The organism is Pseudarthrobacter defluvii, assembly GCF_030323865.1.
GTDB lineage: Bacteria > Actinomycetota > Actinomycetes > Actinomycetales > Micrococcaceae > Arthrobacter > Arthrobacter sedimenti.
Window position 1 is genome coordinate 1,073,174 of the sequence record NZ_CP066362.1, and the last position, 25,522, is coordinate 1,098,695.

A 25,522-nucleotide genomic window follows, 5' to 3' on the forward strand; every position below is an offset into this window, starting at 1 on the left:
CAACTGCCCTGCCTTCCGGAAGGAACACGATTCACATGCAGAACCTCAACGTCGGCCTCATCGGAGGCGGCTTCATGGGCAAGGCCCACTCGCTGGCTTACGCCGCCATGCCCATGTTTTTCTGGCCCGCACCAGCCATGCCGGTCCGAAAAGTCATTGCCGAAGCCACCGAAGACCTTGCTTCGGAAGCTGCCCGCCGCTTCGGCTTCGAGAACTCCACCTCAGACTGGCGCAGCATCATCGATGATCCGGACATCCACGTCGTGGACATCGCCACGCCAAACCACCTTCACGCCGAGATTGCCATCGCCGCTGCCGAAGCAGGCAAGCACATCATCTGCGAGAAGCCCCTGGCGCGTACGGGCGAAGAATCCAAGGCGATGTACGACGCTGTCAAAGACAAGAACCTCGTCCACATGGTCGCCTTCAACTACCGGCGCACACCCGCCGTCGCGCTGGCAAAGAAATACATCGAGGAAGGGGCCATCGGACAAATCCTCAACTTCCGGGGCACCTACCTGCAGGACTGGAGCGCCGACCCCAATTCCCCGCTCTCCTGGCGTTTCCAGAAATCCATTGCAGGTTCCGGCGCCCTTGGCGACATTGCAACGCACGTCATTGACATGGCCCGCTACCTTGTCGGCGAGTTCAGCGCCGTCAACGCCCTCCTGTCCACCTGGATCCCCGAGCGGCCGCTCCAAGCCGGAGGTGCTGACGCGCTGGGCACGGTACGGGGCGGAGAAGGCCCCCGTGGCCAGGTCGACGTGGACGACGAGGTCATGACCATGATCCGCTTTGCCAACGGTGCCGTGGGTTCCGTGGAAGCGACCCGCAACGCCCACGGCAGGAACAACTACATCACCTTCGAAATCCACGGAACCGAAGGCAGCATCGTCTTCAACTACGAGCGGCGCGACGAACTGCAGGTCTGCTTCGCTTCCGACCAGGCCGACCGCCGGGGATTCCGCACCGTCTACACCGGGCCCGCACACCCGCATGGAGATGCTCTGTGGCCCATCCCTGCGCTCGGCATCGGATACGGCGAAACGAAGATCATCGAGGCCTACGACTTCTTCAAGGCCATCGCGGAAGGCGGCAGCGTCAGCCCGAACTTTGCCGACGGATACCAGGTAGCCCTCATCGACGACGCAATTGTCGAGTCGGCGGCAAAAGAATCCTGGGTCGACGTTCCGCAGATCAACGCATGACCCAAGGGGAGGGGCGGCGACGCATCCGCCCCTCCCGCAAGCCCAGAAGTACCAGAGGACGAAAAATGCCACACACAACAGTCAGCCACGACGAAACGCAAGTTTGGTTAATGCCAGTGTTCACCGCAAAAGCAGGGCACGAAGCCACGCTGCAGGAAGCACTCCTCGGACTGCAGTCTGCAAGTCGGAAGGACGCCGGATGCCTGGAATACACCGTCTTCTCTGACGATCAAAGGGCAGATACGTACGTCCTCATTGAGGGGTGGGCCAGCCACCAGGACCTGAAGGCCCACAACGAAGAAGACCACGTAAAGGACTTCGTGGACGGCGTGCAGTCCCTGCTGGCCGTACCCTTCTCCGTATCTCCGATTACGCCCCTGGTCTGATACCGGCCAACGTGGGGGAGGACGACGGCGGGACGTAAGCGCCGCCGTCGTCCTCCCCCTTCCTTCGCGGTGGAGCGCCGTTGTAGTGTCGTGCCGTGATCGTCCCAGATACGTCCCAGGATGCCGCGGCGGTCGCGGACCACTACGACGAGCTCGATCCCATTTACCGCCAGGTGTGGGGGGACCATGTTCATCACGGGTTGTGGGTGACGGGCCGCGAGACAGCCGAAGAGGCCGTCGAGGCGCTGGTCGACGCCGACCGGCTGAACCTGGAGCCGGGCCAGGAGTGCGTGGATATCGGCTGCGGCTACGGTGCGACCGCACGGCGGCTCGCCATGACCCGCAAGGTCCGCGTTACCGGCTTCACGCTGTCCGCTGAGCAGGGCACCTATGCCGCCGCCCATCCCGCGCCGGGTGTGGACATCCAGGTGCGTGACTGGCTCTTCAACGGGCTGCCCGATGCCTCGGCCGATGCGGCATGGGCGATTGAGTCAAGCGAGCACATGGTCGATAAGCCCGGCTTCTTCGCAGAAGCGCACCGAGTGCTGGCGCCCGGCAGCCGGTTGGTCGTTTGTGCCTGGCTCGTCGGGACCGATGCCAGGGGCTGGAAGGTCCGGCACCTGCTGGAGCCGATCTGCCGGGAAGGGCGCCTGCCCTCGATGGGCACGCGCGAGGAGTACGAGGCAATGGCCACTGCCGCGGGCTTTACGGTGACCGGCTACGAGGATGTCAGCCGCCGTGTCGCCCGGACGTGGTTGATCTGCGCCGGTCGCCTGATGAAGGCCTTGCTCGTCGATCCGAAGATCCGTCGCCTCGCCCTTGGCGCCCGGAACCGTGACTCCTTTTGGAGCGTTCCCCGCATGATCCTGGCCTACCGAACCGGTGCGATGCGCTACGGGATACTCACGCTGTCAAAGACTCAGTAGTTCGGTGCGCTCAACTGAACCGGCAGGCCTTAGGGAAGTGGCCGGCGTTCGCCGACGCTGAAGGCGGACGACGGCGGCAGGTACTCCTGCCGTCGTCGTTCCATCCGCCGCTGCTAGCCCGGTGACGGGATCCGGGCGCGCTTGGCGCGGTTGCATTTGGCACAGGCAGCCACAAAGTTCTGCAGACTCGTTGAGCCGCCCTTGGACCACGGGTAAAAGTGGTCGCCGTGCTCGGCGGGCCGGCCACAGCGGCGCCCGAACCCGGTCTCCAACTCGCACCGGCCGTCGGCGCGGGCCATCCCCTCACTGCGCTGCTGGCGGGTGAAACGGCGGACGGGGTCGCGACGCCGGACGTCCCGGCCCGCGACTACGGCCGCGGCGATGATCAGAACGATGGCGGCAATACCGGGAAACGCGGCTGCAGCGACGACGCCGTCGAACAGGCCTCGCAATACCCCGGCCGCCGATGCCGGCCCCGCTCCGGCAGCCGGTGCTGCCTTCGCCATGAGCGCTGACATCACTGCTACCGCAAGCCACACCAGCACAGCTGAGTAGGCCAAACGAAGCCCCAACCGGATCCAGTAGATGCGGACGAGTTCCGGCATTGAATCCCCCATGTTCAGTTCGACCCAGGCTTCCGGCCTGGGCTTTACGTTATTGGATCTAGGGGTGAACTGGCATCGCCGCGTCGTTACCGAGCACCGTTGTCCACGGGTTGGCGGTCCACTCCGTGACCACGCCGTTGAGGACGTAGGGATCTGCCTCGGCAAAAGCTTGTGCGGCCTCCACCGGGTTCTCGCCGGTGAAGATCAGCAGTCCCCTAAAAGGTCCTTCGCCAATTGCCCCGCCGAGCAGAAGCTCGCCGCGTTCGACCGCTTCCCACCCCGCCCGAAGGTGGTCTGCGCGGTATTGTTCGCGGGACTCGAGGTAGTTGTCGGCGTAGGTGTATTCGAGCACGGCGTGCATGGGTATCTCCATTTCGGTTAGGGGTTTCAATCGTTGTAGCAGCAGCGTACCCAGCGGGACCTAGCCGGAAACCGAGGCGACCTCAACCTGTACCCCCGCGTCCCGGAACTTTTGCACCTGCGCGGTGTCGGCGCCGTCGTCCGTCACCAGGGTCCAGGGCAAAGCCAGCCGGGCCCACGCGTGGAAGGGCCGCAGGCCGAGCTTGGAGGAGTCCGCCAGAACGTAAACGGAACGGCCCCGCCGGGCCATGAGCTCCTTGAGCCGGGTCTGGGCGTGGTCGGCCTCGCAGATGCCGTCCTCGGCGGTGACGGCGTCGGCGCCCAGGAACACCCGGTCAAAGCTCATCCGCTCCAGCGCCGCCTCGGCCAGCGGCCCCACGAAGCTCTGCGAGACGCCCCGGAGCCGGCCGCCCAGGCAGTCCACCTCGATGCCCGCCGAATCGGCTAGCTCCTGCAAAGTATTCAGGCCCGGCGTCGTCACGGACAGCCGATCAAACCCCCGCAGCTCGTGCGCCAGGGCACCCGCCGTGGAGCCGGCGTCGAGCAGGATATTCTCCCCGGGCTGGATCACCGACGCCGCCCAGCGGGCAATGGCATGTTTCTGCTCGAACGCCTCGCCGGTGCGCTGCCGCAGCGACGCCTCCGGGTGCGCGCCCAGCGCCATCGCTCCGCCGTACGTACGGGCCAGCCGGCCCTGCGAATTCAGCAGCGCCAGGTCGCGGCGGATGGTGGACGCGGTCACCCCGAACTTGGCGGAAAGCTCCTCCACGGAGGCAAGGCCAGTGGTCACGGCAAGGTGGTAGATCTCCTCGCGCCGCGCGTTTGCGCTGAGCATTCCCGGTCTCCTTCCCGTGGGCATGGCGATGGCAGTGCTACCCATGCTAGTTCCGGCCCCGAAGAATCCGGGACGGTAACGGCCGGCCAGCAGCGCTGACCGGCCGTTTCGCTTCTGATAGTGCTTAGGCCTCGTCGCGGGCAGGTGCCAGGTCCACTGCCTGCCGCAGCGCCTCGAGCAGCGACTCGTGGTCGGCAATGTTCTTGCCGGCGATGTCGAAGGCCGTGCCATGGTCAACTGACGTCCGCACCACGGGGAGGCCCACGGTGATGTTGACGCCGTTCTCCAGGCCCAGGACCTTGACGGGTCCGTGGCCCTGGTCGTGGTACTGGGCCACCACCAGGTCGAAGTCACCGCGGCCGGCCAGGAAGAACAGGGTGTCCGCCGGGAGCGGGCCGAACGCGTTGATGCCGTCCGCCTGGGCCTTCTCGATGCCCGGCTGGATCTTCTCCGCCTCTTCGCCGTAGCCGAACAGACCGTTCTCGCCCGCGTGCGGGTTAATGGCGCACACGGCGATCCGCGGGTTCTCGATCCCGGAGGTGCGCAGCAGCTCGTAGCCGCGCTTGATGGTCCGGTAGACCAGGTCGCCGTTGATCTTGGCGACGGCGTCGATGAGGCCGATGTGCGTGGTCACGTGGATGACGCGCATCTTGGGCGCGGTCAGCATCATGGACACTTCCTCGGTGCCGGTCAGTTCGGCGAGGAGTTCGGTGTGGCCCGGGAACTTGTGTCCGGCCGCGTGCAGGGCCGCCTTGTTGAGCGGTCCCGTGCAGATGGCATCCACCTGGCGGTCCATTGCCAGCTGCACGGCCTTCTCGATGAAGAGGTACGACCCGTGTCCGGCGGCGGCGGACAGCTCACCCCAGGCCAGGTCCTCCGGAATGCAGTCGATGTCCAGCACATCGATGGTGCCTTCCTGGAACAATGCCTCCGACGGTTCGGTGACCTTGCGCAGGGTCAGCGGGCTGGACACGATGTCCGCGGCGAGCTGCATCCGGCGCAGATCGCCGATGACCAGCATCCGCGCCTTGGACCGGAGTTCGCTGTCCGCCAGGGCCTTGACGATGATCTCCGGGCCAATGCCGGCCGCGTCGCCCATGGTGATGGCTACAATCGGGCGTCCCATTATTTGCTACTCATTTCAGTCGTAGTGCTAGTGAAAAACTGTTTGGTCCTGGCCAGCGTGCCGGCGTCCCCGAATGCACCGGCCTTGGTGACCAGCAGGGGGAGGGGCTCCGGAAGCAGGCTCATGACCACTCCGGGCTCAATCTCACCGATAACGGTGAAGCTGCCGGCGCCGAGAGCCTTTAGGACGGCCGTGGCGGTTTCCCCGCCCGTCAGGACCAGCGCCTCGCAGTGCTCGACGCCGGCCGCAGTGGCCCGTGCCAGCGCCTCCGCCACCACCAGCGCCTGCGACTTGTCCACGGCGCCCATGGGATCCGGCGTCAACACCACATCCGTCCGCAGCATCGCCGCCGCAACTTCGCGCGCGACTGACGGATCCTCAAGCGCCTGGTGGTCCAGCATGATGTGCTCAGCACCTGCGGCGACCAGCGCGTCCGTCTGCTGCCGGGCCAGGCCGGAGTAGCTGCCGATCACGGTCAGGGTCCGCTTCACATGCCGCGCATGCTCACGAAGGACATCTCGTCCTTCTTCCCGTGCAGCAATGTGCCCGGCCAGTCCGCCAGAGCCCGCCAGGAGTACCGCGAAGTCCAGCAGGGCCGCAGCTTCAGCGACGCACCTGAGGTCGTCGTCGGACACAGCGTCAAGTACGACGGCGACAGCCCCGCGGTCCTGCACGTCCCGCAGGTGCGCGGCCAGGTCCGCCGGAGTGCGGCCGGCTTCCAGGCCCACCAGTTCAGTGGAAAGACCGCCGGCGGCAAGCGCCGCCGCGACGTCGCCGTCGAAGCTTCCCTGCGCGTACCGCGCACCGTTGACGTGGACGACGCCGCCAACCGTGGTCCTTCCCGTCGCCGGGAAAGCGGGGGCTACCAGCGCCAGGCCCCTGCCGCCGTCGTCAATGACCGAAGCCAGCGCCGCGGCAACCTCGGCACCGACGTTGCCGCGAAGCAGCGAGTCGATCTTCTTGAAAACCTGCCGGCCCTGCTCCTGTGCCCGTCCCACAGCCGCGGTTACGGCCGCTGCTGAATCTTGGGCTGACAGGTAGCGGCTCTCGGTGTTGACCGACAGGATGTCCGCGTCCGGCCACGTGGCGTCCAGATCGAGGATCACGGAACTGCTGTGGGTGGGTCCGTAGGCTGCGGCCGCATCGGCCGCTCCCGTCAGGTCGTCGGCGATGATGGCCCAGCGCTTAGCTGCGGTGGTGTTCATACTGCGGGGGACACCTTGGGGCTTTCCACGGGCTGCTTGGCTTTCAGGCGTTTAGCGTACCAAGCGACCATGAGGGGGCAGCCGATGGCAGTGACCACCACGGAGGCCGCCACCAGTACGGTGGCCGGGCCGGCTGCGGCGGAGTAGGCCGGGTTGGCTGCGGCCACCAGCATGGGAACCGTGGCTGCGTTGCCGGCCGTTGTGGCTGCTGCGAGCCCGGCGATGCCGGAGCCGCCGGTCAGCTTGTCCGCGAAGAAGAGCACGGCACCGCCGCCGATCAGCACGAACAGCCCCAGGGCTACGCCGAGCAGTCCGGCGTTGAGGACCTGGCCCAGGTTCAGGCCGAAGCCAAGGGCCAGGGCGAAGAACGGGATCAGGACCGGCGCCGCAGAGGACAGGAACTTGCGCATGGCCGGGTCCAGTGCACCGAGGATTGCACCGAGGAGCAGGGGGATGATGGCGCCCACCAGGGCCTGCCACGGGAAGGCCGAAAGACCCGCGACGCCGAGGGTCACCATGGTCAGGAAGGGCCCGGATTCCAGCGTCATCACCGAGTAGGCCGCCACGTCCTTGGGCTTGCCGTACTGGCCCATGAGGGCCATGTACATGCCGCCGTTGGTGTCGTTGAGGGCAGCCAGGATGGCCAGGACGGAGAGTCCCGAAAGCAGCCCGCCGTCGATGGGAAGTTCACCCATGAACCGGCCGGCGACGACGCCGATGATGATGGCGAACAGGACCTTGCTGCCGAAGAGGACGCCGCCCTTCTTCAGGATGTACGGGGTGGCCTTGATATCGATGCTGGCACCCATGCAGACGTAGAACACCGCCAGGATGGTGGTGCCCCCGGTGAAAAGTGCACCCGTGAAGGAGCCGAAGAACTTGGCGGAATCCGGGGCGAAGGTTCCAAGAATGGCGCCGATGAGCAGGGGAATCAGCATCATGCCGCCAGGAACCTTTTCCATGGTGGCCTTGATGGGGACAGACATGTGCAACCTCATTGTTGTGTGGGGGAGAGGGAGGTCGGGCTGAAGGCCCGAAGCATGATGTAGATCATAGCTACTCCTGCGCGATTAGCGCAAGGCTTGCTGCGCGAACCGCGCAAGCGGCGTTCTTTGCTCGCGTAACCTGCTGCCTCTAGTCGCATTGTCAGGGGGCTGTCCTACCTTGAGCCTGTGCCAAACTTTCCCGTCACCCCGCGCGGACCGTGCAGTTCCCGCTGGCCGCGTCGGCTACGACCTGAACGCCGACCGTCTCCTGCTGCACACCTTCCAGCCCGAGGAAGCCCTGAAGGAACTCCTGTCCACCGGGCAACTCATCCCGGATCCGAGCCGGGCGGAGCCGCTGTTCGCCGACGCCTATGCCTGGATGTTCCGGGAGATGGACCGCCGCCTTCCCACCAGTGGAGATGGTGCCCTCTGGTTCTGGGCGCGTATTACCCGTGAATACCTGGTCGGCAGCTGCAGGCGCCACCGTGGCGACGTCCTGCTGACCTGCCGGATCCCGCGGGAAAGGGTTCTGCTGTCCCACTTCTCGGACTGGCACCGCGCCCTGGGCGCCACACCTCACGTGCTTGAATTGCCGGGCGAGAGCGACGATGACTATGGCGCGCGGTTGGACCGGATCTGGGACGAACTCAACGAGCGCAAGCGGGCAGCCGGTGTGCTTGGTAAGGGATTCCGGGAGTGGCCCGAGGATCTGCGCAGGGATCTCGAGCGGAGCTGGGAGCAGTTCCTCGACCCGTCAACCTACGGCAGGTGGGACGTCGTGCAGGCGACCGCGCACGTCCTCCGCGCCGAAGATGTCCTCCACGCTGTACGGATCGGCTAGAGACCGCCGAAAGCAACTTCAGTGATGTCTAGGGGAAGGGGCAGTGGGGGCAACCCGAGGTGCGGCCGCCAGGCAGTGGCCGCCCCCTCCCACCCGGGCTCAGTTGAGGCGTCAGTCCCGGGCCAGTGAGGGACTCCCCGACCCGGCCTTTGCTTCTGCCGCCGCCCGCCGGTGGGCGACGTGCCCTGTTACCGTGACTGCCGTGGCGATCACCGCTGCCAGCGCCAGTGCAAGCGCCAGGTGCACATGCAGTGCTGCCGCCCCGGCCAGTGCCCCGAGCATGATCAGGGCGATGGCCAGTGCGCGGCGCTGCCAGAACGTTCCCTTGCCGCCTGCCAGTCGTGAGTCGGAGGCGAGCCCGGTGATGGTGGAGGTGACCACCACGGTGGTGATTTCCGCGACCTTCAGGCGCTTCGCCGTCGCGGCCTGGGTGCCCATGAGCAGGGCGAGTGCGCTGGTGACGATGCTCCCGAGGGTGGGATCGGCCTGCACGGGGGCCAGGAGCACGAAGACGGTTAGCGCCCACAGGCCCAGTGATACCGCGGACAGGGCTGCGGAGGTCTGCGGTGACCAGCCTTCGCTGTTGCGCCGGAGGAGCCGCCCGGCCAAAGCTGCGCCCAGCATGAAGAAGGCCAGCGCCAGCGCCGGCCGAAGAATGGGGAGGCTGGTTCCGCCGGCCATGGCCATGCCCAGCAGCACCACGTTGCCCGTCATGTTTCCGGTGAAGACGCGGTCCAAGCCCAGGTAGCCCATTGCGTCCACCACGCCGGTTGAAAACGTCAGGGCCAACATCAGCACCAGGTGCAGCCGCTCAGCCGAACCAAAAAAATGTTTCCTCACCGTAAATTCTCCAATACACCCTTGAATCGAAACGTATACCAAGGATATGTTCGTTCAGCGATTGTATTCAATCTCACATTCCGTGCTCGATCATAGGACTTGTATGAGACTCCCGTTCCGCCCCCGGGCCCTTCCGGACGGCACTCCATTCAGGGCGAAAAGCGCTGCCGTAGGCGGAGGCGTGGCCGCCCTGGCACTGGCGATGACCGCCTGCGCGCCCATCCAGCCCCTGCCCGAGGCGGTAGTGCATAACGACGTGACCTCCGCCCCCATCGGCAACCAGACCGTGGTGGAGGGCGGCGACCTGGTGATGGCCCTCTCGGCTGAACCCGACCGCCTGGACCCCACAACGTCGTCGTCCCTCTACACCCGGTACGTCATGCAGACGATGTGCCAGAAGCTGTACGACATCGACGCCCAGGGCAAGATCGTGCCGCAGCTTGCCACCAAGCTTCCCGAGGTGAGCAACAACGGGCAGACGGTGACCATCCAGGTGCGGGATGACGCCGTGTTTGCCGACGGCACCAAGTTCGACGCCGGGGCCGTCCGCGACACCCTCAACAGGGACCTGACCATGAAAGGTTCCGCCCGCAAGAGCGAACTGGGTCCGATCAGCGGCATCACGGCCCCGAACCCCACCACCGTCCAGATCACCTACAAGAAGCCGTTCGCCCCGCTCACCGCGGCGCTCGCGGACCGTGCCGGCATGATCCTCTCGCCCACGGCGGTTGCTGCGGCAGGGGATGCCTTCGGCGACCACCCCGTGTGCGTGGGACCGTTCAAGTTCAAGCAGCGCATCCCGCAGACCTCCATTCAGGTGGAACGGGACCCGCTGTACTACGACACCAAGAACGTCCACCTGGACAGCGTCACGTACCGGATCATGACGGACTCCAACATCAGGACCGCCAACCTGCGCTCCGGTGACGTGCAGGTGGCGGACTCCATCGCACCCCAGGACGTGGACGCGCTGGCCAAGGAACACGGCGTCGGGGTGCTCCAGGTGGGATCCCTGGGCTACCAGGGCCTGACCATCAATCTGGGCAACACCAACGGTGTGGGCAAGCCGGTGGGGGACCTCAACACGCCCTTGGCCAAGAACGCCGCCATCCGCCAGGCGCTCTCGATGTCCATCGACCGCAAAGCCCTGGTGAGCACGCTCTTCAACAACTGGTACGAGCCTGCCTGTTCCCCCGTGGCACCCTCCAGCCCCTTCTCTTCGGACGCCGCCCAAGGCTGCCCGGCCTACGATCCGGCGAAGGCCAAGCAGATGCTGAAGGACGCCGGGGTTCCGGTGCCCTTCCCCATCAAGGTCCAGGTCACCAACTCGCCGGACTCGCTGCGGTATGCGCAGGCGCTCCAGGCGTCCGCGGCGGACGGCGGATTCGCCCTGACCATCGCGCCCGTTGAGTACTCCACGCTCCTGGACGTCCAGAGCCACGGCAGCTTCGAAGCCCTGCTGCTGGGCTGGTCCGGGCGCGTGGACCCGCACGGCAACATGTACAACTTCCTGGCCACCGGCGGCGGCAACAACTACTCCGGCTACAGCAACCCGGCCGTGGACAAGCTCCTCACCGACGCCTCCGCCTCCACCGACCAGGCAGCCCGGGCGGCCCTCTACGGCAAGGCCGTCCAGCAGGTGCAGGCGGACAACCCGATCATCTACCTCTACCGGATCCACAGCCTCACGGCCTACTCCAACAAGGTGGCCGGAGTGGAAACGTTCGCGGACGGTGTGGTCCACCTCAGCAACGCGGCCTTCGTGAAGAAATAAGGACTCCACCATGATCCGATACCTCTCGACCCGTCTCTGGCACTCAGCCATCACCCTGGTGCTCGCCTCCGTGGTCATCTTTATTGGCATCCGCCAACTCCCTGGTGACCCGGCCATTGCCATGGCGGGGGAGGAGGCCAGTCCTGAACAGCTGGACGCCATCCGCTCCCAGCTCGGCCTGGACCAGCCCCTCCCCGTCCAGTACTTCTCTTTCATCGGCCGGCTGCTGCAGGGAGACCTGGGAAAGTCCACCCGCACCGGAACACCCGTCACGGACCTGCTCGCCGGCACCTTGCCCGTGACGCTGTGGCTTGCCGCCTACGCAATCGTGGTGGCCGTCGTCGTCGGCGTCCTGCTGGGCGTGGTGGCAGAGCGGTTCCGCGGCCGCTGGCCGGAATGGCTCTCCAACGGCTTTGCCCTCATCGGGCTGTCCGTCCCCAGCTTCTGGCTTGGCCTGCTGGCCATCCTGTACCTGGCCGTCAACCTTGGCTGGTTCCCGGCATCGGGCTATGTCGACGTCGGAACGAACCCCGTGCGCGGCCTGTACTACCTGACGCTGCCCGCGGTGATCCTGGGCACCGGCCTCGCCGCCGTCATCCTGCGGCAGACGCGCGCCTCGATGATCGAAACCATGAGCACTGACTACGTCCGCACCGCCCGCGCCAAGGGCCTGGGCGGCGGCCGGATCCTGTTCCGCTACGGGCTCCGGAACTCCCTGATCGTGGTGGTCACTATCGTGGGCCTGCAACTGGGCGGGCTGATCTCCGGCGCCGTGGTCACGGAGCGCATCTTCGCCCTGCCGGGCTTCGGCAAGCTCACCCTGGACTCCGTCTTCACCCGCGACTACCCCGTGATCCAGGCCGTGGTGCTGGTCATCACCGTTGGGTACATCCTCATTAACCTTGCGGTGGACATCCTGTACTCCGCGATCAACCCGCGAATCCGAGTAGGAAGCAACTGATGGCCGTCACCGACATCCGCCCTGCAGCCCCGGGCGCAACCAGCCTGGGCTCCGACCGCGGACGCATCTGGAAGTCGCTCCGGCGCAACCCCCTGGGCCTGGCCGGCGGCATCCTGCTGGCCCTCGTGGTCCTGGTGGCCCTGCTGGCACCGCTCCTGGCCCCGTACGATCCGGCGCAGGTCCACTTCGCCACCCCGTTCCAGAAACCCGGCACCGTGGGCTTCCTGCTGGGCACCGACGACCTTGGCCGTGACATCTTCTCCCGGCTGGTCTTCGGCATCCGTTCCTCCCTTGAGGTCGGGGTGCTGGCGGTCCTGCTCTCGGTGGTCATCGGCACCCCGCTGGGGCTGCTCGCGGGCTACTGGCGGTGGCTGGACGCCATCATTTCCCGGCTCAACGACGTCACCCTGGCCTTCCCCTTCCTGATCATCGCGGTGGGGCTCGTGGCCATCAGCGGCCCGAGCCTGGGCAACGCAGCAGTGGCCATCGGCATCGCGCACATCCCGGCCATGATCCGCATCATCCGCGGTGAAACGCTGAGGATCAAGGAAAGCGACTTCGTCATGGGCGCCAAGACCATGGATGCCTCCGGCGGGCGGATCATCTTCCAGCACATCCTGCCCAACACCGCCTCTGCACTCATCGTGCAGGCCACGGTGATCATGCCCGCGGCCGTCATCGGCGAAGCAGTCCTGTCCTTCCTGGGCCTGGGCATCCAGCCGCCTGCACCCAGCCTGGGCATCATGCTCTCCGACGCCCAGCAGTACCTCTTCCGCTCACCCACGGCGGCCATCGTCCCCGGCCTCGGCATCGCCGCGATCTGCCTGGCTTTCAACCTGTTCGGCGACGCTCTGCGCGACGCTTTGGACCCCGCCGCCACCACCCGAAAGAAATAACCCAATGACGTACACCCCCGCAGACAGCTTCACCACCCGCCCCACCCTCCAGGGCACGTTCGGCATGACCGCCTCCACCCACTGGCTCGCCACCGCCTCCGCGCAGGCAGTGCTGGAACGCGGCGGCAATGCCTTCGACGCCGCCGTCGCCGGCGCCTTCGTCCTCCACGTCGTGGAACCCCACCTGAACGGCCCCGGCGGGGACATGACCGGCGCCTTCGTCACGGCGGAGAACCCCTCCGAACCGGTCGTGCTCATGGGCCAGGGCCCCGCCCCGGCCGCCGCAACCCGCGAGCACTACCTGGCCGAAGGGCTGGAACTGGTGCCCGGCGCCGGTGCGCTCGCCGCCGCGGTGCCAGCCGCCGTCGACGCCTGGCTGCTGCTCCTCCGGGACCACGGCACCTGGGAGCTGGGGGACGTGCTGGCCTTCGCCATCGGCTATGCCCGCAACGGGCACCCGATCGTGGGCCGCGTGGGGACCACCATCGAAACCGTCGCCGACCTCTTCACCGAGCACTGGCCGACGTCGGCCGCCCTTTGGATGCCGGACGGGAAGATTCCCGCAGCCGGAGACATCGTCAAGAACCCTGCGTACGCCGACGTCCTTGACCGGCTCGTAGCCGCCGGGGAAACGGACGCGTCAGCCTCGCGGGAAGCACGCATCGACGCCGCCCGCCGGGAATGGGGCGAGGGATTTGTGGCCAAGGCAGCGGTCAAATTCCTCGCAACACCGCACCGCCACTCGTCCGGGGCCGACCACGCGGGCGTCATGACCGAAGCGGACTTCGCCGGTTTTTCCGCCGGCTACGAACCCGCCACCACCATTGAGTTCCGCGGCCATACGATTGCCAAGACCGGACCCTGGGGGCAGGGGCCGGCACTGCTGCAGACCCTCGCCATCCTGGAAGGGTTCGACGACGACCGGCTGGACCCGTCCACCGCCATCGGCGCGCACACCATCCTTGAAGCGCAGAAACTGGCCATCGCGGACCGTGAGGCCTACTACGGCGACGCGGAAGTGCCGATGGACTACCTACTCAGCCCCGAGTACGCGGCGGAGCGCCGGAAGCTAATCGGTGAAAAGGCCTCGCACGAGTTCCGGCCCGGCAAAGTCCCCGGCCACGAACCCTTCGTTCCGCCGCTGCGCACGGAGTACCTCCCGCCGTCGCTCGCGGAAAACGGCGGGCTTGCCTTCGCCGGCGTGGGGGAACCTACCGTCATGCCAACCGGGGAAACCCGCGGGGACACCTGCCACATCGACGTCGTGGACCAGTGGGGAAACATGGTCTCCGCAACGCCGTCCGGCGGCTGGCTCCAGTCCTCCCCGGCCATTCCCGAACTGGGCTTCTGCCTGGGTTCCAGGCTGCAGATGACCTGGTTGGAGGAGGGTGCGCCGTCCACGCTAACCCCCGGCAAGCGCCCCCGGACCACGTTGACGCCGACGCTGGTGCTGAAGGACGGCAAAGCGGTGACCGCCCTCGGTTCCCCGGGCGGCGACCAGCAGGACCAGTGGCAGCTGCTGTACCTGCTCCGGACGATCGTGGGCGGCTACGAGCCCCAGCAGGCCGTGGACGCACCCTCCCTCCACACCATCTCCATCCCGGGATCCTTCTGGCCCCGCACCTGGACGCCGGGCGGCGCGGTGGTTGAAGACCGCCTGGGCGACGACGTGATTAACGAACTGGAAGAACGCGGCCACGTGGTGACCCGGGCCGGGGACTGGGCGCTCGGCCGCCTGTCATCGGTGGTGAGCGACCCCGAAACCGGTGTCCTCAAGGCCGCCGCCAACCCGAGGGGAGCGCAGGGCTATGCAGCAGGACGCTAGGAACATTCTGCTTTCCGTCCGTGACCTGGAGGTCAGCTACGGCGGCACCCCGGTCCTGGACAAGGTCTCCTTCGACCTGAAGAAGGGCGAGCGGGTGGCGATCGTGGGCCAGTCGGGATCGGGCAAGTCCACCGTGGTGGGCGCCATCCTGGGCCTGCTGTCCGGCGCCGGCCGGGTCACCCACGGGTCCATCCTGCTCGACGGGGCAGACCTCGCGGACGTCACCCAAAAGGAGCTGCGCGGCATCCGGGGAAAGAAGATCGGCCTGGTCCCGCAGGATCCCATGTCCAACCTCAACCCCTCCATGAAGGTCGGCGCCCAGATCGCCGACGCGCTGGCCAGCAACGGCATGCGCGGCCGGGATGCCATCAAGCAGCGCGCCGTGGAACTCATGACCGAAGCTGGCATCCGGGACGCCGAACGCCGGTACAACCAGTACCCGCACGAGTTCTCCGGCGGCATGCGGCAGCGCGTCCTGATCGCCATCTCCCTCGCGGGGGAGCCGGACCTGCTGATCGCGGACGAGCCGACGTCGGCCCTGGACGTCACTGTCCAGCGGCAGATCCTCAACCACCTCCAGACGCTGGTGGATGCGCGGGGCACCTCGCTGCTGTTCGTCACGCATGACCTGGGGCTGGCCGGGGACCGCACGGACCGGATCATCGTCATGGCCGACGGGCGGATTGTGGAGACCGGCACGCCGCGGGAGGTGCTGCTGAATCCGCAGGAGGACTACACGCGGCGCCTGGTGGCCGCCGCGCCGTCGGCCAGCCTTTCCGCCGACGCGGTTTCCGGTCCGTTGCCTGATGAACGTGACCGGCCAGCTCCGGTGTTGTCGGTCAAGAACCTGGCCAAGGAGTTCAAGCTGCGCGGCCAGAGCGGGCGCAGGATCCAGGCCGTGGACGACGTCTCGTTCGACGTGCACCGGGGGACCACCACGGCGGTGGTGGGTGAATCCGGCTCCGGGAAGTCAACGGTTGCCCGGATCATCCTGGGCCTGGAGACACCCACCTCGGGCACGGCGCTAATCAAGGGCGAGAGCATCGCCACCAGCAACGCGCAGACCCGCCGCGCCCTGCGCCGCATCGCGCAGCCCGTCTTCCAGGACCCGTACGGATCCCTGGACCCGACCTTCAGCATTGAGCGGCTGATCGATGAGCCGCTGCGGATCTTCAAGATAGGGACTCGGGAGAGCCGACGTGAACGGGTGGCGGAGCTCTCGGACCAGGTGGCGCTTCCGCGGATTGTGGCGCAGCGCCGGCCCCATGAACTGTCCGGCGGGCAACGCCAGCGGGTGGCCATTGCCCGGGCCTTGGCGTTGGAACCGGAGCTGCTGATCCTGGACGAGGCAGTCTCGGCCCTGGATGTGCTGGTGCAGGAGCAGATCCTTACTCTGCTGGGGGACCTGCAGGATAGGCTGGGCCTGACTTACCTCTTCATCACGCACGACCTGGCCGTTGTTCGCCAGATTGCGCACAACGTGGTGGTCATGAAAACAGGAAAAGTGGTTGAAACCGGCAGCGTGGAGCAGGTCTTCATGGCACCCTCGGCCGATTACACCAGAGAGCTACTTGGAGCGATACCCGGTGCAGCCTTCGCTAGCTAGCGGCGATCCCACCCCACGGGCCCGCGTCCAGGACGAGATCCGGCGGGACATCATCTTCGGGAAGCTCCCCGCCGGGACACGGATCACGGAAGCGTCCCTGGCCGCGAAATACGGGATCTCCCGGGTTCCGGTGCGCGAGGCGCTGCGGGCCCTTGAGGTGGAGGGCTTCGTTGAGTCAAAGCCCTTCGCCGGGTCCACGGTGTCAGAGATACCGGTGGACGACGCCGACGACCTCTTCGCCGTGCGCGAGGCCCTGGAGGCGGCCACCGCCCGCCGGGCTGCCCGGCGGGCTGCGGCCCAATTCTCAGCGGGAGGTCCGGATAACCAGTGGTGGGAGACGCGGCGGGAACTGGCCGCAATCCTGGACGAGGGCGATGAAGCGGTGGCAAGCGGGCAGGTGGAGCTCCTGCCCGAGCTGAACATCCGGTTCCACCTGGGGGTCGCTGAACTCAGCCGCAGCGCGTCCCTCACCGCGCTGCTCCGCCAGATTTCCGGCAAGATCGAGTGGCTCTACGCCTCCGACGTGGACTCCCGCGGCATACGATCCTGGGCCGAGCACCGGGGCATCATGGCAGCGATCGACGCCGGCAACTCCGAGGCAGCCGAGCAGGGGATGGCCGCACACGTCCACGGGTCCCGGTCCGGATACCTGAGCCGGTTTACGGAGAAGGATGTGCCACCCGCGACGCCGATGGAGCCGTCAGGCGGCCAGCCCGCGGATACTAGGGCCTGATTCCGGGGGTGAGCATAGCGAGGCAGCTGCACATTCGTGCAGCTGCCTGTGGGAGGCCGACCAACGCCGGGGCCTACGAAAACTACCTACTCACCAGTAACAACGCTGTGCTATGGGTCACAATGCAGCGGTTACGGCCTCACCTCTCCGCACCCTTTCTTGCCGCACATCCGTGCACTTCCGCTGCGGAGGAGCGGCAGCGCTGCCAGCATGGAAAACCCCGGCCGGAACTGATGGACACCCCAAGACCATCAGCTCGGGCCGCCCTAAAGACAGATGAACAAAGAGGTTTCCATGTCGTTCCTTTCCCGGGCCCTGTCCGTCGCCGCCGCTGCAGTCCTGGCCTCATCCCTGGTTGCAGTCCCCGCCCACGCCGTCGATATCTCCCCGCCAGGTGCCAATGACTGGTCCTGCAAACCGTCGGCAGCGCATCCGTATCCGGTGGTCCTGGTGCCCGGGACGTTCGAGAGCATGGAGAAGAACTGGTCCACCCTGTCGCCCTATCTCAAGAGCCAGGGGTACTGCGTCTTCGCCCTCAACTACGGCCAGACAAATGGCGTCTACGCCACAGCTCCCGTGAAAGATTCCGCCAAGGAGCTGGCACCCTTCGTGGACGCGGTCCGCTCCGCGACCGGCGCCAAGCAGGTGGACCTGGTGGGACACAGCCAGGGCGGCATGATGCCCCGGTACTACATGGGCTTCCTTGGCGGGGCCAAGTACGTCCACCAGCTCGTCGGCATCGCCCCGTCCAACCACGGCACCAAAGGCGTGATCCTGCCGCCGCCGGACCTGGTGCCCACGCCGGACTACACCGCCGCCGGTTGTGCCGCCTGTGCAGACCAGCAGGCCGGTTCGCCGTTTATGCAGGAGCTCAACTCCATCGGCGACACCGTCGCAGGCCCCGCCTACACCGTCATCTCCACCACCCACGACGAGGTGGTGATCCCCTACAACAGCCAGTTCCTGAACGGCTCTGCGCGGCAGGTCACCAACATCACCATTCAGGACAAGTGCCCGGCCGATGTGATTGAACATGACCAGGCGCCCAATGATCCGGTGGTGCACCAGCTCGTGGGCAACGCCCTGGCCCAGCCGTCCGGTCCGGCGGACCCTGCCTACCAGCCCGTCTGCCTCTAGCTACCTAAACCACGACGGCGGGTGGCCGGCTTCCAAAAGCCGGCCACCCGCCGTCGTGGTTTATTGCACCGGGGTTCCCGGCTGCCCGTCAATGCCGCACCAGTCGGCGATGAACAGCGCGATGCTCTTGGTGATCCGGCGGATGGACTCGACCGAGACGCGTTCGTCGAACCCGTGGATCGCCTCAGAAACGGGGCCGTAAACCAGCGCGGGCGTATCGGCGTAAAGAGCGAAGACCCGGCCGTCCAGGTAACCCGGGGTGGTAAAGCTTTCCAGCTCGCGGCCAAACACCTGTGCGTGCGTGCGCTGCAGCATGGCCTCGGCGTCAGTCCCGGGCTCCAGCACGTAGCCCTCGGAGAAGAACCCTGTCTTTTCGCCGACGGCGGTGATTGGGTCTGGCCCGCGGCCCAGGGACTCGAGGCAGTCCTGGAGTTCCTGCCAGGCCTGTTCCGCGACAATGCCGGGATAGATTGCAGCCCGCACATCGAACTCGCACCAGGCCGGGACGCTGGAAGGCCAGTCCCCGCCAGCGATGCCGCCGAAGTTGAAGTTGATGGGGTGGTCAAGGTCCTCGAAGTAGCGGTGCTGTCCGCGGTCCGCGTTCCACTTTTCCTCCACCTCGCGCAGGGCGGATATTGCAGTGTAGGCGGCGTCGATGGCGTTGAAGCCGGTGCCCATTTCGCGCGGATGCGTTGGGTTGCCGGTGACCCTGACCTTGAACCACAGCACGCCCACGTTGGCCCGCACCAGCATGTCCTCCTCGGGTTCGGGAATGATCACGGCGTCGGCCTCGTATCCGCGCATCAGGGCGGAAAGCGAGCCGTTGCCGGTGCACTCCTCCTCGACGACGGACTGGAAGTGGATCCGGCCTGCCGGTGCGAACCCTGCTCTGCGGACAGCGTCGAAGGCGAAAAGATTAGCCGCCAGGCCTGCCTTCATGTCACCGGCCCCGCGGCCGTACAGCCACCCGTCGATGATGGGGGCGTCCCAGGGATAGCGGGACCAGGCCTCGGACGGGCCTTCGGGGACCACATCGATGTGACCGTTGAGAATGAGTGACCGGCCGCGCTCCGTGGCCGGACGGTAGGTGCCCACCACGTTGGTCACGCCGCTATAGTCGACCGTCACCGGTCCAAAGCCGGGATGCGTGGACAGGTCTGCGGGGTCCAGCTCCCACCGGTCCATCTCCATTCCCCGGCCGGCCATGGCCCCGTACATCAGGTCCTGCGCGCTGGCTTCCCGGGTTCGCAGGGACGGGTGCTTCACAAGGTCCTGGGTGAAGGAAAGCTGGTCGTCGAAGGCGGCATCGACGGCGTCCAGGATGCGCCGGGTCTGATCGTCATTGAGCATGGTGGTCTCCTTACGGGAAGGGGAGCCGTCCGCTGGACGGCTCCCCTTGGGTGATTGGTAGTGATAGCGCGGCGGCTTACCGTCCGCCGGTGTCAGTCCTAGCTGGTGACGAGCTTCTTGTCCTGGACGCGCAGGCGCTCGCCGAAGAACCCGCCGACGGCGGTGAGCAGGGAGATGATGGCCAGGATCAGGGCTGCACCCCACGACTGGTTGCCGGAAATGCCCAACATGGCGGTGGCCAGTAGGGGCATGAACCCGCTGGTGGCACCGGCGATGTTGTAGCCCAGGGCCACGCCGGAGTAGCGGAGCTTCGCCGGGAACAGCTCGGTCAGCAGTGCGCCATTGACGGCGTAGGCAACCGCGATGAGCATGATGCCTACCGTGATGGCCAGGGTGATCATCCACGGGGATTTGGTGTCGATCATCGCGAAGAGGGGAAATGACATCACTGCGCTGACGATGCCGCCCCACATGGTCACCTTGCCCGGTCCAATCTTCTCCGCGAGCCGGCCCATCACGAAGGTGACGCCGATCTGGGCCACTGCGGCAACCAGTGTTGCGTTGACCATGACGTTCCGGTCCACCTTGAGGGTGTTGGAGCCATAGCTCACCGCAAAGGTGGTGATCATGTAGAACCCGCCGACGCCGAGCAGTGCGGCGAGTACGGCGACGAGCAGCCGGCCGCCGGCGTGGCGGAAGACCTCGAACGCCGGGACCTTGGCCGTTTCACCCTGGGCCAGCAGATCCTTGAAGATGGGGGATTCCTCCACCTTCAAGCGGATCCAGAGCGCGATACCCAGCATTGGGAAGGCCAGCAGGAACGGAATACGCCAACCCCAAGCATCGAAGGCTTCGGACGGGAACAGCAGTACCAGTGAGAAGGCGCCGGAAGCCAGCAACGTTGCCACCGGCGAGCCCACCTGGACCAGGGCGGCGTACCGGCCGCGCTTTTCAACGGGGGCATGCTCCACAGCCATGGTCACGGCGCCGCCCCACTCGCCACCGACGGCGAGGCCCTGGACCAGTCGCAGTATGGCAAGCATGATGGGTGCAGCCAGGCCGATGCTGCCGAAGTCGGGCAACAGGCCAATGAGGGCAGTGGCCGCGCCGATCATGACGATGGTGGTCAGCAGCGCCGGCCGGCGTCCGTAGCGGTCGCCGATATAACCGAAGATCATGGCACCGATGGGCCGGGCGGCGAACCCGACGCCGAACGTGGCAAAGGAGGCCAGCAGTGCTGCCGTGGCGTCCATGTTGGTGAAGAAGAGCCGGTTGAAAACCAGCGCGGCGGCCGTGCCGAAGAGATAGTAGTCGTACCATTCCAGGGCGGTTCCGACGAAGGCGGCGCGGGCGATCTTTCCTGCGTCTTTGCCGGAGATCACCGGAGGAGCGCCTGCGGCGGTGGGGAGTGAATTCGAGGTGGTCACAGCGTGGGCCCTTTCGAGCGGGTTGAGTCTTGCGTCCCGGTCCCGCGGCGGTCGAAAGGCGCTGGCCTGCTCGCTGCGGTGGTTCCTTCGACATTAGGTGAGTGATAAAGCCCTAAACAATGACAATATCCACCCACTTTTCGGCTTCTAGGTGGGCAATTTCACAAATCAATCCGTGAACTCGCTGTACCGGCTGAGCGAAACAAGGGCCCGCGCAGCCTCCGCCGGGACGGTGAGGTCCAGGCCAATGACCTCGTGCAGGCTGTGCAGGCGGTTGACCACGGTGTTCCGGTGGCAGAACAGTTCCTCCGCGGTCTCCTTGATGGATCCGGTCCGGGCGTAACTGCGCGCCACCTGCAACAGGCGCTGGCGTTCCAGCGGTGTGCACCTGTCCAGGGCCTGCTTTATGGGGGCGGAAAAGCCCGGAAACTTCTGCTCCAGCAGGCCCCCGGCGATGCCCATCCACGTATCCTCCATCGTGGCCAGCCCGGTGCCCCGGGGCTTCTGCCGCGCCAGCACCAGCGCCGATGCGGAAGCGGCCGGGACGGCCGCCAGCCCGTCAACATCGGGCACGTATCCGGCGGGGAAACCTGGGCCTTCCTCGCGCCAGGTCCGGCCCTTGCGCTGCTGGCGGAAGACGTATAGGACGCCGGTGTTCTCGTACATATAGATGCGGTGGTCCGGCTCGAACTGCCGCTGGGCCTGCGCCACCGCGTCGGAGGTCACCGCCAGCACTTCAAAGGTACCGGTGGCCTGCACTCCGAGGGCCGTGGCGAGGTCCTGCGTATCGCCGGGACTGCCTGCTTCGGCGTTGAACAGCCGGGACAGCAGGCGCTGGCGGTACAGCTGCTTGTTGCGGGCCAGCCGTGCCTCTTCCTCGGCATAGGCCTGCTGGATGCTGCTGATATACCCCTCTACGGCGTCCAGGACCCGGTCCATGTTGGCCACCAGGACGCTGATCCCTTGGTCCCGGGCCACCCGTTCCAATCCCCTCCAGAGAACGCGGAAGTCATTGCGGATTGCCTCAAGAAATGCGTCCAGCGGCACGCCCTGGCGCGCCCGGCGGGCCGCCACCTCCCGGGGCAAGGTCTGCAGGTCCGTGGGCAGCTCCAACCCGGCCATCTGATACAGGAACATGTCCATGGTGTCCGCGGCGGTCCGGTACACATCATCCTTGGGAACCAACGCGTCCCCGTAGGAAATCGCGGAGAAGCGTTCCAGGAAGTCATCCACCAGCCGGGAGCGTTCCTTCCACAGGCTCTCCAACAGTTCAGTCCATTCCGGCTCCATGGGCCGGCCCGGATTGAACTCCCTGGTCACCGGACCTGAGGGGCGCGCGGCAGTGTCGTCTTGGGGTGTCATGCAACCCATTTTATGCAAAAGCCTAAATTAGCGCTTCAAGACCGCGTTTGATGTCCATTGAAGGCAGCAAAATTACAGAGTTGAATGGAGCGCAGCCCCACTTCAAGGCCACTGCCCTGAACCCTCCGTCCCATCCGGAGGCTTATCAAAGAGGATTCATGCCCGTCGATCTCCTGATCCGCAACGCACACATACTGACCCAGGAGGCTTCCCGGCCCATGGCGACGAGCCTGCTCATCCATGACGGCAAGATCCTCGACGTCGATCCGGACCCTGCCCTGGCCGGCCATGCCCTCCAGACCATCGATGCCGCCGGGACCACGATCGTGCCAGGGTTCAACGATGTCCACGCGCACAGCGTGTGGTTCGGCCTCGGGCTCATGGAGGCCAACGCGGGGGCAGCGGCAAACCTGGACGAGCTGTACGACATCATTGCCGGGGCGGCCGCCGGAAAGGCTCCCGACGAATGGGTGGTGGCGTCCGGCTTCAGCCCCCTGCTGTTCGACGGCCGGCAACCGGACCGCCACCGGCTGGATACGGCCGCCGGGGGACGCCCGGTATGGATCAAGCACTCGTCGGGCCACGCCTGCACGCTCAACGGCGCGGCGCTGGAACTCGTCGCCGCGCGCGCAGATCTCGGTGCCCCGATTGACGGCGGACTTGTGGTGATGGGCGACGACGGCCTGCCGACGGGTCTGCTGGAGGAAAATGCCATGCGTCTGGTGCAGGACATCCTGCTGCCGTACCCGCTGGAGACCATTGAGCGCGCGCTGGACCTGGCAACCTCGCACTACCTGTCCGAAGGACTCACCAGCGTTACGGATGCAGGAATCGCCGGCGGCTGGATCGGTTACTCTCCGCGCGAGTTCGCGGCATACCTGAACGCACGGGACAAGGGGCTGCTCAGTGTCAGGATGCAGCCCATGCTGGTCATGGACGCCCTCCACGAGGTTCCCGGCCACGCCGACGACCCGGCCTCCAGGACTCTGGACGCCGGCATCCGCACAGGGCTGGGCGACGACTGGCTGCGGCTGGGCCCCGTGAAGATCTTCAGCGACGGGTCGCTCCTGGGCAGCACGGCCTATATGACCGAGGACTATGTGGGCTGCACGCACAACCACGGCTACCTGCAGATGGACGCGGACCAGCTGCGCGCATCTGCGCTCGCCGCCTACCGCGCCGGCTGGGCAATCGCGATGCACGCGATCGGCGACCACGCCGTGGACCATGCCATCGCCATCATCACCGAGGCGCAGGAAAAGTTCGGGCTCAATGCACAGCCCAACCGGATCGAGCACGGCGGGGTGGTCCGGCCCGACCAGCTTGACAGGATCGCCAATGCCGGAATCGTGCTGGTCCCGCAGCCGCACTTCATCACCGAGTTCGGCGACGGCATGGCCCGCCTGCTGGGTCCCAAACGCACCGCCTGGTCCTACCCAGGCAAGAGCCTGCTGGAGCGTGGCGTCACCCTGCCGGGCAGCTCGGACCGTCCCGTGTCAAACGGCAGGCCGCTGGATGTCATGCAGTCCTTCGTGGAGCGGCTGACGCCGTCGGGCGAGGTCTACGGGCCGCACGAAAGGATCACGGCGACTGAGGCACTGGCTGCCTACACCACGGGGTCCGCCGCCGCCACCGGAACCGGCCACATCAAGGGTCGTCTGGCTCCGGGGTACCTGGCGGACCTGGTGTTCCTCGACCAGGACCCCACTGCCGTCGAGCCATCCAACATCTCAGCCACGCGGGTGCTGGCCACCATGGTGGGCGGCCACATCCGTTTCGGCGCAGAAAATCTACCGGCACCGGCCCGCCTCGCAGACCTGGAGCCGGCGCTGACAGGAAAGGAAACCCCATGAGCACCACCGATGAGCAGTTCCTCGCGGATTTCGCCACGATGTCCGGCTTTGGCGCCACGCCCGGCGGCGGCGTGGACCGCCAGGCCGGAACCCCGGAGGACCACGCCACCCGGGCCTGGTTCAGCCAATGGCTGGCCAGGCACGGCTACACCGAAACGGTGGACGAGGCCGGCAACCAGTTCGGCACCGTGGAACTGGTGCCCGGCGCCCCCTACGTCCTGGTCGGTTCACACCTGGACTCCCAGCCGTTGGCCGGCCGGTATGACGGGGCCTACGGGGTGCTCGCAGCAGCCCACGCCGGTGCCCGGGTTGCGGCGGAAGCCCGGGCCGGCACGCTCCAGCCCGGCTACAACCTGGCCGTGGTGAACTGGTTCAACGAGGAAGGCAGCCGCTTCAAGCCCAGCATGATGGGCAGCGGCGTCTTCACCGGGAAACTGCGGCTGGAGGATGCCCTCGCCACCACCGATGCCGCGGGGACAACCGTGGCCCAAGCCCTTGCCAACGGACACGCTGCCCCTGACGGGAACGCGCCCGTCCTCGCCCAGGTTGCCCGCTACGCCGAAATCCACATCGAGCAGGGCCGGAACCTGGACGAAAGCGGCACCCAGGTGGGCATCGTGGACAGGACGTGGGCCGCCAGCAAGTACCGGGTGACGGTGGACGGAGCACAGTCGCACACAGGCGCAACCCGCATGGAAGACCGCCGGGACGCCCTCTTCGGCGCCGCGCTGGTCATCACCGCCGCGCGTGAACTGGCCGCGGAATTCGAGCCCGGGCTGCTGCACACCTCGGTCTCCGAGCTGTATGTCCTGCCGAACTCGCCGGTCACCATCGCCCGGCAGGTGCTGATGAACCTGGACCTGCGCTCCCCGGACGAATCCGTGCTGGGCCTTGCCATGGAGCGGCTCGAAAAGAGGATCGTCGACGCCCAGGCGGACTCCCGCACGGAGATCCGGCTGGACCTGACGCACAATTGGGGAGTGGTGTCCTACCAGCCCCAGGGAGCAGCACTCGGCAGGGCCAGCGCGGAGAGCCTGGGCTATACCCACGCGGACGTGATGACCGTGGCCGGGCATGATTCGACCAACATGAAGGACGTGGTTCCCACCGTCATGCTCTTCGTCCCCAGCGTGGAAGGGATCTCGCACAACGAGGCTGAGTTCACGCACGACGACGACGCGCTGCGGGGCGTCGAGCTCCTCACCGAGGTTACGCGGCGCCTTGTCCGGGGCGAGTTGGAAGGGGACTAGCACGCCCGACAAGAGCAGTGCGACGGCGGG

The 25,522-nt window shown here is 66.5% G+C and carries 23 protein-coding genes; 13 read left to right on the top strand and 10 right to left on the bottom strand.

The window, feature by feature from the left end:
• The first annotated feature begins 35 nt into the window (after window positions 1-35).
• From JCQ34_RS05040 to JCQ34_RS05050, 3 genes are all read left to right on the top strand, one after another.
• Entirely contained in the window at window positions 36-1,208 is a 1,173-nt protein-coding gene (locus tag JCQ34_RS05040) for a Gfo/Idh/MocA family protein (RefSeq protein ID WP_236801395.1), read from the top strand.
• A gap of 110 nt (window positions 1,209-1,318) precedes the next feature.
• Entirely contained in the window at window positions 1,319-1,594 is a 276-nt protein-coding gene (locus JCQ34_RS05045) for a putative quinol monooxygenase (RefSeq protein ID WP_286402554.1), read from the top strand.
• 95 nt (window positions 1,595-1,689) lie between these two features.
• A complete protein-coding gene (locus tag JCQ34_RS05050; protein ID WP_286402557.1) occupies window positions 1,690-2,520 on the top strand; it encodes a class I SAM-dependent methyltransferase in 831 nt (276 codons plus the stop codon).
• 113 nt (window positions 2,521-2,633) lie between these two features.
• On the opposite strand, the gene JCQ34_RS05055 is transcribed toward JCQ34_RS05050, so the two are convergent.
• The 6 genes from JCQ34_RS05055 to JCQ34_RS05080 form a co-directional block, all read right to left on the bottom strand.
• Complete coding sequence (locus JCQ34_RS05055) at window positions 2,634-3,125, bottom strand: HNH endonuclease (protein ID WP_286402560.1); 492 nt, start codon at window positions 3,123-3,125, stop codon at window positions 2,634-2,636.
• A 58-nt stretch (window positions 3,126-3,183) separates the two neighbouring features.
• Window positions 3,184-3,486 (bottom strand): YciI-like protein, encoded by a 303-nt coding sequence (locus tag JCQ34_RS05060; RefSeq protein ID WP_286402562.1) that lies wholly within the window; start codon window positions 3,484-3,486, stop codon window positions 3,184-3,186.
• A gap of 60 nt (window positions 3,487-3,546) precedes the next feature.
• Window positions 3,547-4,320 carry a DeoR/GlpR family DNA-binding transcription regulator gene (locus JCQ34_RS05065; protein WP_286402565.1) on the bottom strand — a complete coding sequence of 258 codons (774 nt, stop codon included), beginning with the start codon at window positions 4,318-4,320 and terminating at the stop codon, window positions 3,547-3,549.
• A gap of 124 nt (window positions 4,321-4,444) precedes the next feature.
• Entirely contained in the window at window positions 4,445-5,446 is a 1,002-nt protein-coding gene (pdxA, locus tag JCQ34_RS05070; RefSeq protein WP_286402568.1) for a 4-hydroxythreonine-4-phosphate dehydrogenase PdxA, read from the bottom strand.
• Entirely contained in the window at window positions 5,446-6,651 is a 1,206-nt protein-coding gene (locus JCQ34_RS05075) for a four-carbon acid sugar kinase family protein (RefSeq protein WP_286402571.1), read from the bottom strand. The genes pdxA and JCQ34_RS05075 overlap by 1 nt, the downstream gene beginning before the upstream one ends.
• On the bottom strand, window positions 6,648-7,637 hold the full coding sequence (locus JCQ34_RS05080) for a 2-keto-3-deoxygluconate permease (RefSeq protein WP_286402573.1): 990 nt from the start codon (window positions 7,635-7,637) through the stop codon (window positions 6,648-6,650). The genes JCQ34_RS05075 and JCQ34_RS05080 overlap by 4 nt, the downstream gene beginning before the upstream one ends.
• A gap of 178 nt (window positions 7,638-7,815) precedes the next feature.
• On the opposite strand from JCQ34_RS05080, the gene JCQ34_RS05085 reads away from it, so the two are divergent.
• Window positions 7,816-8,478: a DUF3841 domain-containing protein gene (locus tag JCQ34_RS05085; protein WP_286402575.1), complete on the top strand. Its 663-nt coding sequence runs from the start codon at window positions 7,816-7,818 to the stop codon at window positions 8,476-8,478.
• Window positions 8,479-8,589: 111 nt separating this feature from the next.
• Here the strand turns inward: JCQ34_RS05085 and JCQ34_RS05090 are convergent, their stop codons facing one another.
• Entirely contained in the window at window positions 8,590-9,318 is a 729-nt protein-coding gene (locus JCQ34_RS05090) for a YoaK family protein (protein WP_286402577.1), read from the bottom strand.
• A 181-nt stretch (window positions 9,319-9,499) separates the two neighbouring features.
• Here JCQ34_RS05090 and JCQ34_RS05095 point away from each other — a divergent pair, with 181 nt between their 5' ends.
• The 7 genes from JCQ34_RS05095 to JCQ34_RS05125 all read left to right on the top strand — a co-directional run bounded on the left by JCQ34_RS05095 (window position 9,500) and on the right by JCQ34_RS05125 (window position 18,250).
• A complete protein-coding gene (locus JCQ34_RS05095) occupies window positions 9,500-11,092 on the top strand; it encodes an ABC transporter substrate-binding protein (RefSeq protein WP_286402579.1) in 1,593 nt (530 codons plus the stop codon).
• Between the two features lie 10 nt (window positions 11,093-11,102).
• Complete coding sequence (locus tag JCQ34_RS05100) at window positions 11,103-12,053, top strand: ABC transporter permease (protein ID WP_286402581.1); 951 nt, start codon at window positions 11,103-11,105, stop codon at window positions 12,051-12,053.
• Entirely contained in the window at window positions 12,053-12,949 is an 897-nt protein-coding gene (locus JCQ34_RS05105; protein ID WP_286402583.1) for an ABC transporter permease, read from the top strand. The genes JCQ34_RS05100 and JCQ34_RS05105 overlap by 1 nt, the downstream gene beginning before the upstream one ends.
• Before the next feature lie 4 nt (window positions 12,950-12,953).
• A complete protein-coding gene (locus JCQ34_RS05110; RefSeq protein ID WP_286402584.1) occupies window positions 12,954-14,774 on the top strand; it encodes a gamma-glutamyltransferase family protein in 1,821 nt (606 codons plus the stop codon).
• Window positions 14,758-16,380, top strand: coding sequence for a dipeptide ABC transporter ATP-binding protein (locus tag JCQ34_RS05115; protein ID WP_286402586.1), 1,623 nt, complete (start codon window positions 14,758-14,760; stop codon window positions 16,378-16,380). Before JCQ34_RS05110 ends, JCQ34_RS05115 begins: the two co-directional genes overlap by 17 nt.
• The gene (locus JCQ34_RS05120) at window positions 16,361-17,113 is read left to right on the top strand and encodes a GntR family transcriptional regulator (RefSeq protein WP_286402589.1); all 753 of its coding nucleotides are present in this window, start codon (window positions 16,361-16,363) and stop codon (window positions 17,111-17,113) included. The genes JCQ34_RS05115 and JCQ34_RS05120 overlap by 20 nt, the downstream gene beginning before the upstream one ends.
• Window positions 17,114-17,407: 294 nt before the next feature.
• A complete protein-coding gene (locus JCQ34_RS05125; RefSeq protein WP_286402592.1) occupies window positions 17,408-18,250 on the top strand; it encodes an esterase/lipase family protein in 843 nt (280 codons plus the stop codon).
• Between the two features lie 60 nt (window positions 18,251-18,310).
• Here the strand turns inward: JCQ34_RS05125 and JCQ34_RS05130 are convergent, their stop codons facing one another.
• The 3 genes from JCQ34_RS05130 to JCQ34_RS05140 all read right to left on the bottom strand — a co-directional run bounded on the left by JCQ34_RS05130 (window position 18,311) and on the right by JCQ34_RS05140 (window position 22,389).
• On the bottom strand, window positions 18,311-19,600 hold the full coding sequence (locus JCQ34_RS05130; protein WP_286402594.1) for an ArgE/DapE family deacylase: 1,290 nt from the start codon (window positions 19,598-19,600) through the stop codon (window positions 18,311-18,313).
• Window positions 19,601-19,698: 98 nt separating this feature from the next.
• Entirely contained in the window at window positions 19,699-21,027 is a 1,329-nt protein-coding gene (locus tag JCQ34_RS05135) for an MFS transporter (protein WP_286402597.1), read from the bottom strand.
• Between the two features lie 168 nt (window positions 21,028-21,195).
• Complete coding sequence (locus JCQ34_RS05140; RefSeq protein ID WP_286402599.1) at window positions 21,196-22,389, bottom strand: helix-turn-helix domain-containing protein; 1,194 nt, start codon at window positions 22,387-22,389, stop codon at window positions 21,196-21,198.
• Window positions 22,390-22,547: 158 nt separating this feature from the next.
• Here JCQ34_RS05140 and JCQ34_RS05145 point away from each other — a divergent pair, with 158 nt between their 5' ends.
• Both JCQ34_RS05145 and JCQ34_RS05150 read left to right on the top strand, forming a co-directional pair.
• Window positions 22,548-24,242 (top strand): amidohydrolase, encoded by a 1,695-nt coding sequence (locus JCQ34_RS05145; protein WP_286402602.1) that lies wholly within the window; start codon window positions 22,548-22,550, stop codon window positions 24,240-24,242.
• On the top strand, window positions 24,239-25,492 hold the full coding sequence (locus JCQ34_RS05150; protein WP_286402604.1) for a M20 family metallo-hydrolase: 1,254 nt from the start codon (window positions 24,239-24,241) through the stop codon (window positions 25,490-25,492). Before JCQ34_RS05145 ends, JCQ34_RS05150 begins: the two co-directional genes overlap by 4 nt.
• Window positions 25,493-25,522: the final 30 nt, after the last annotated feature.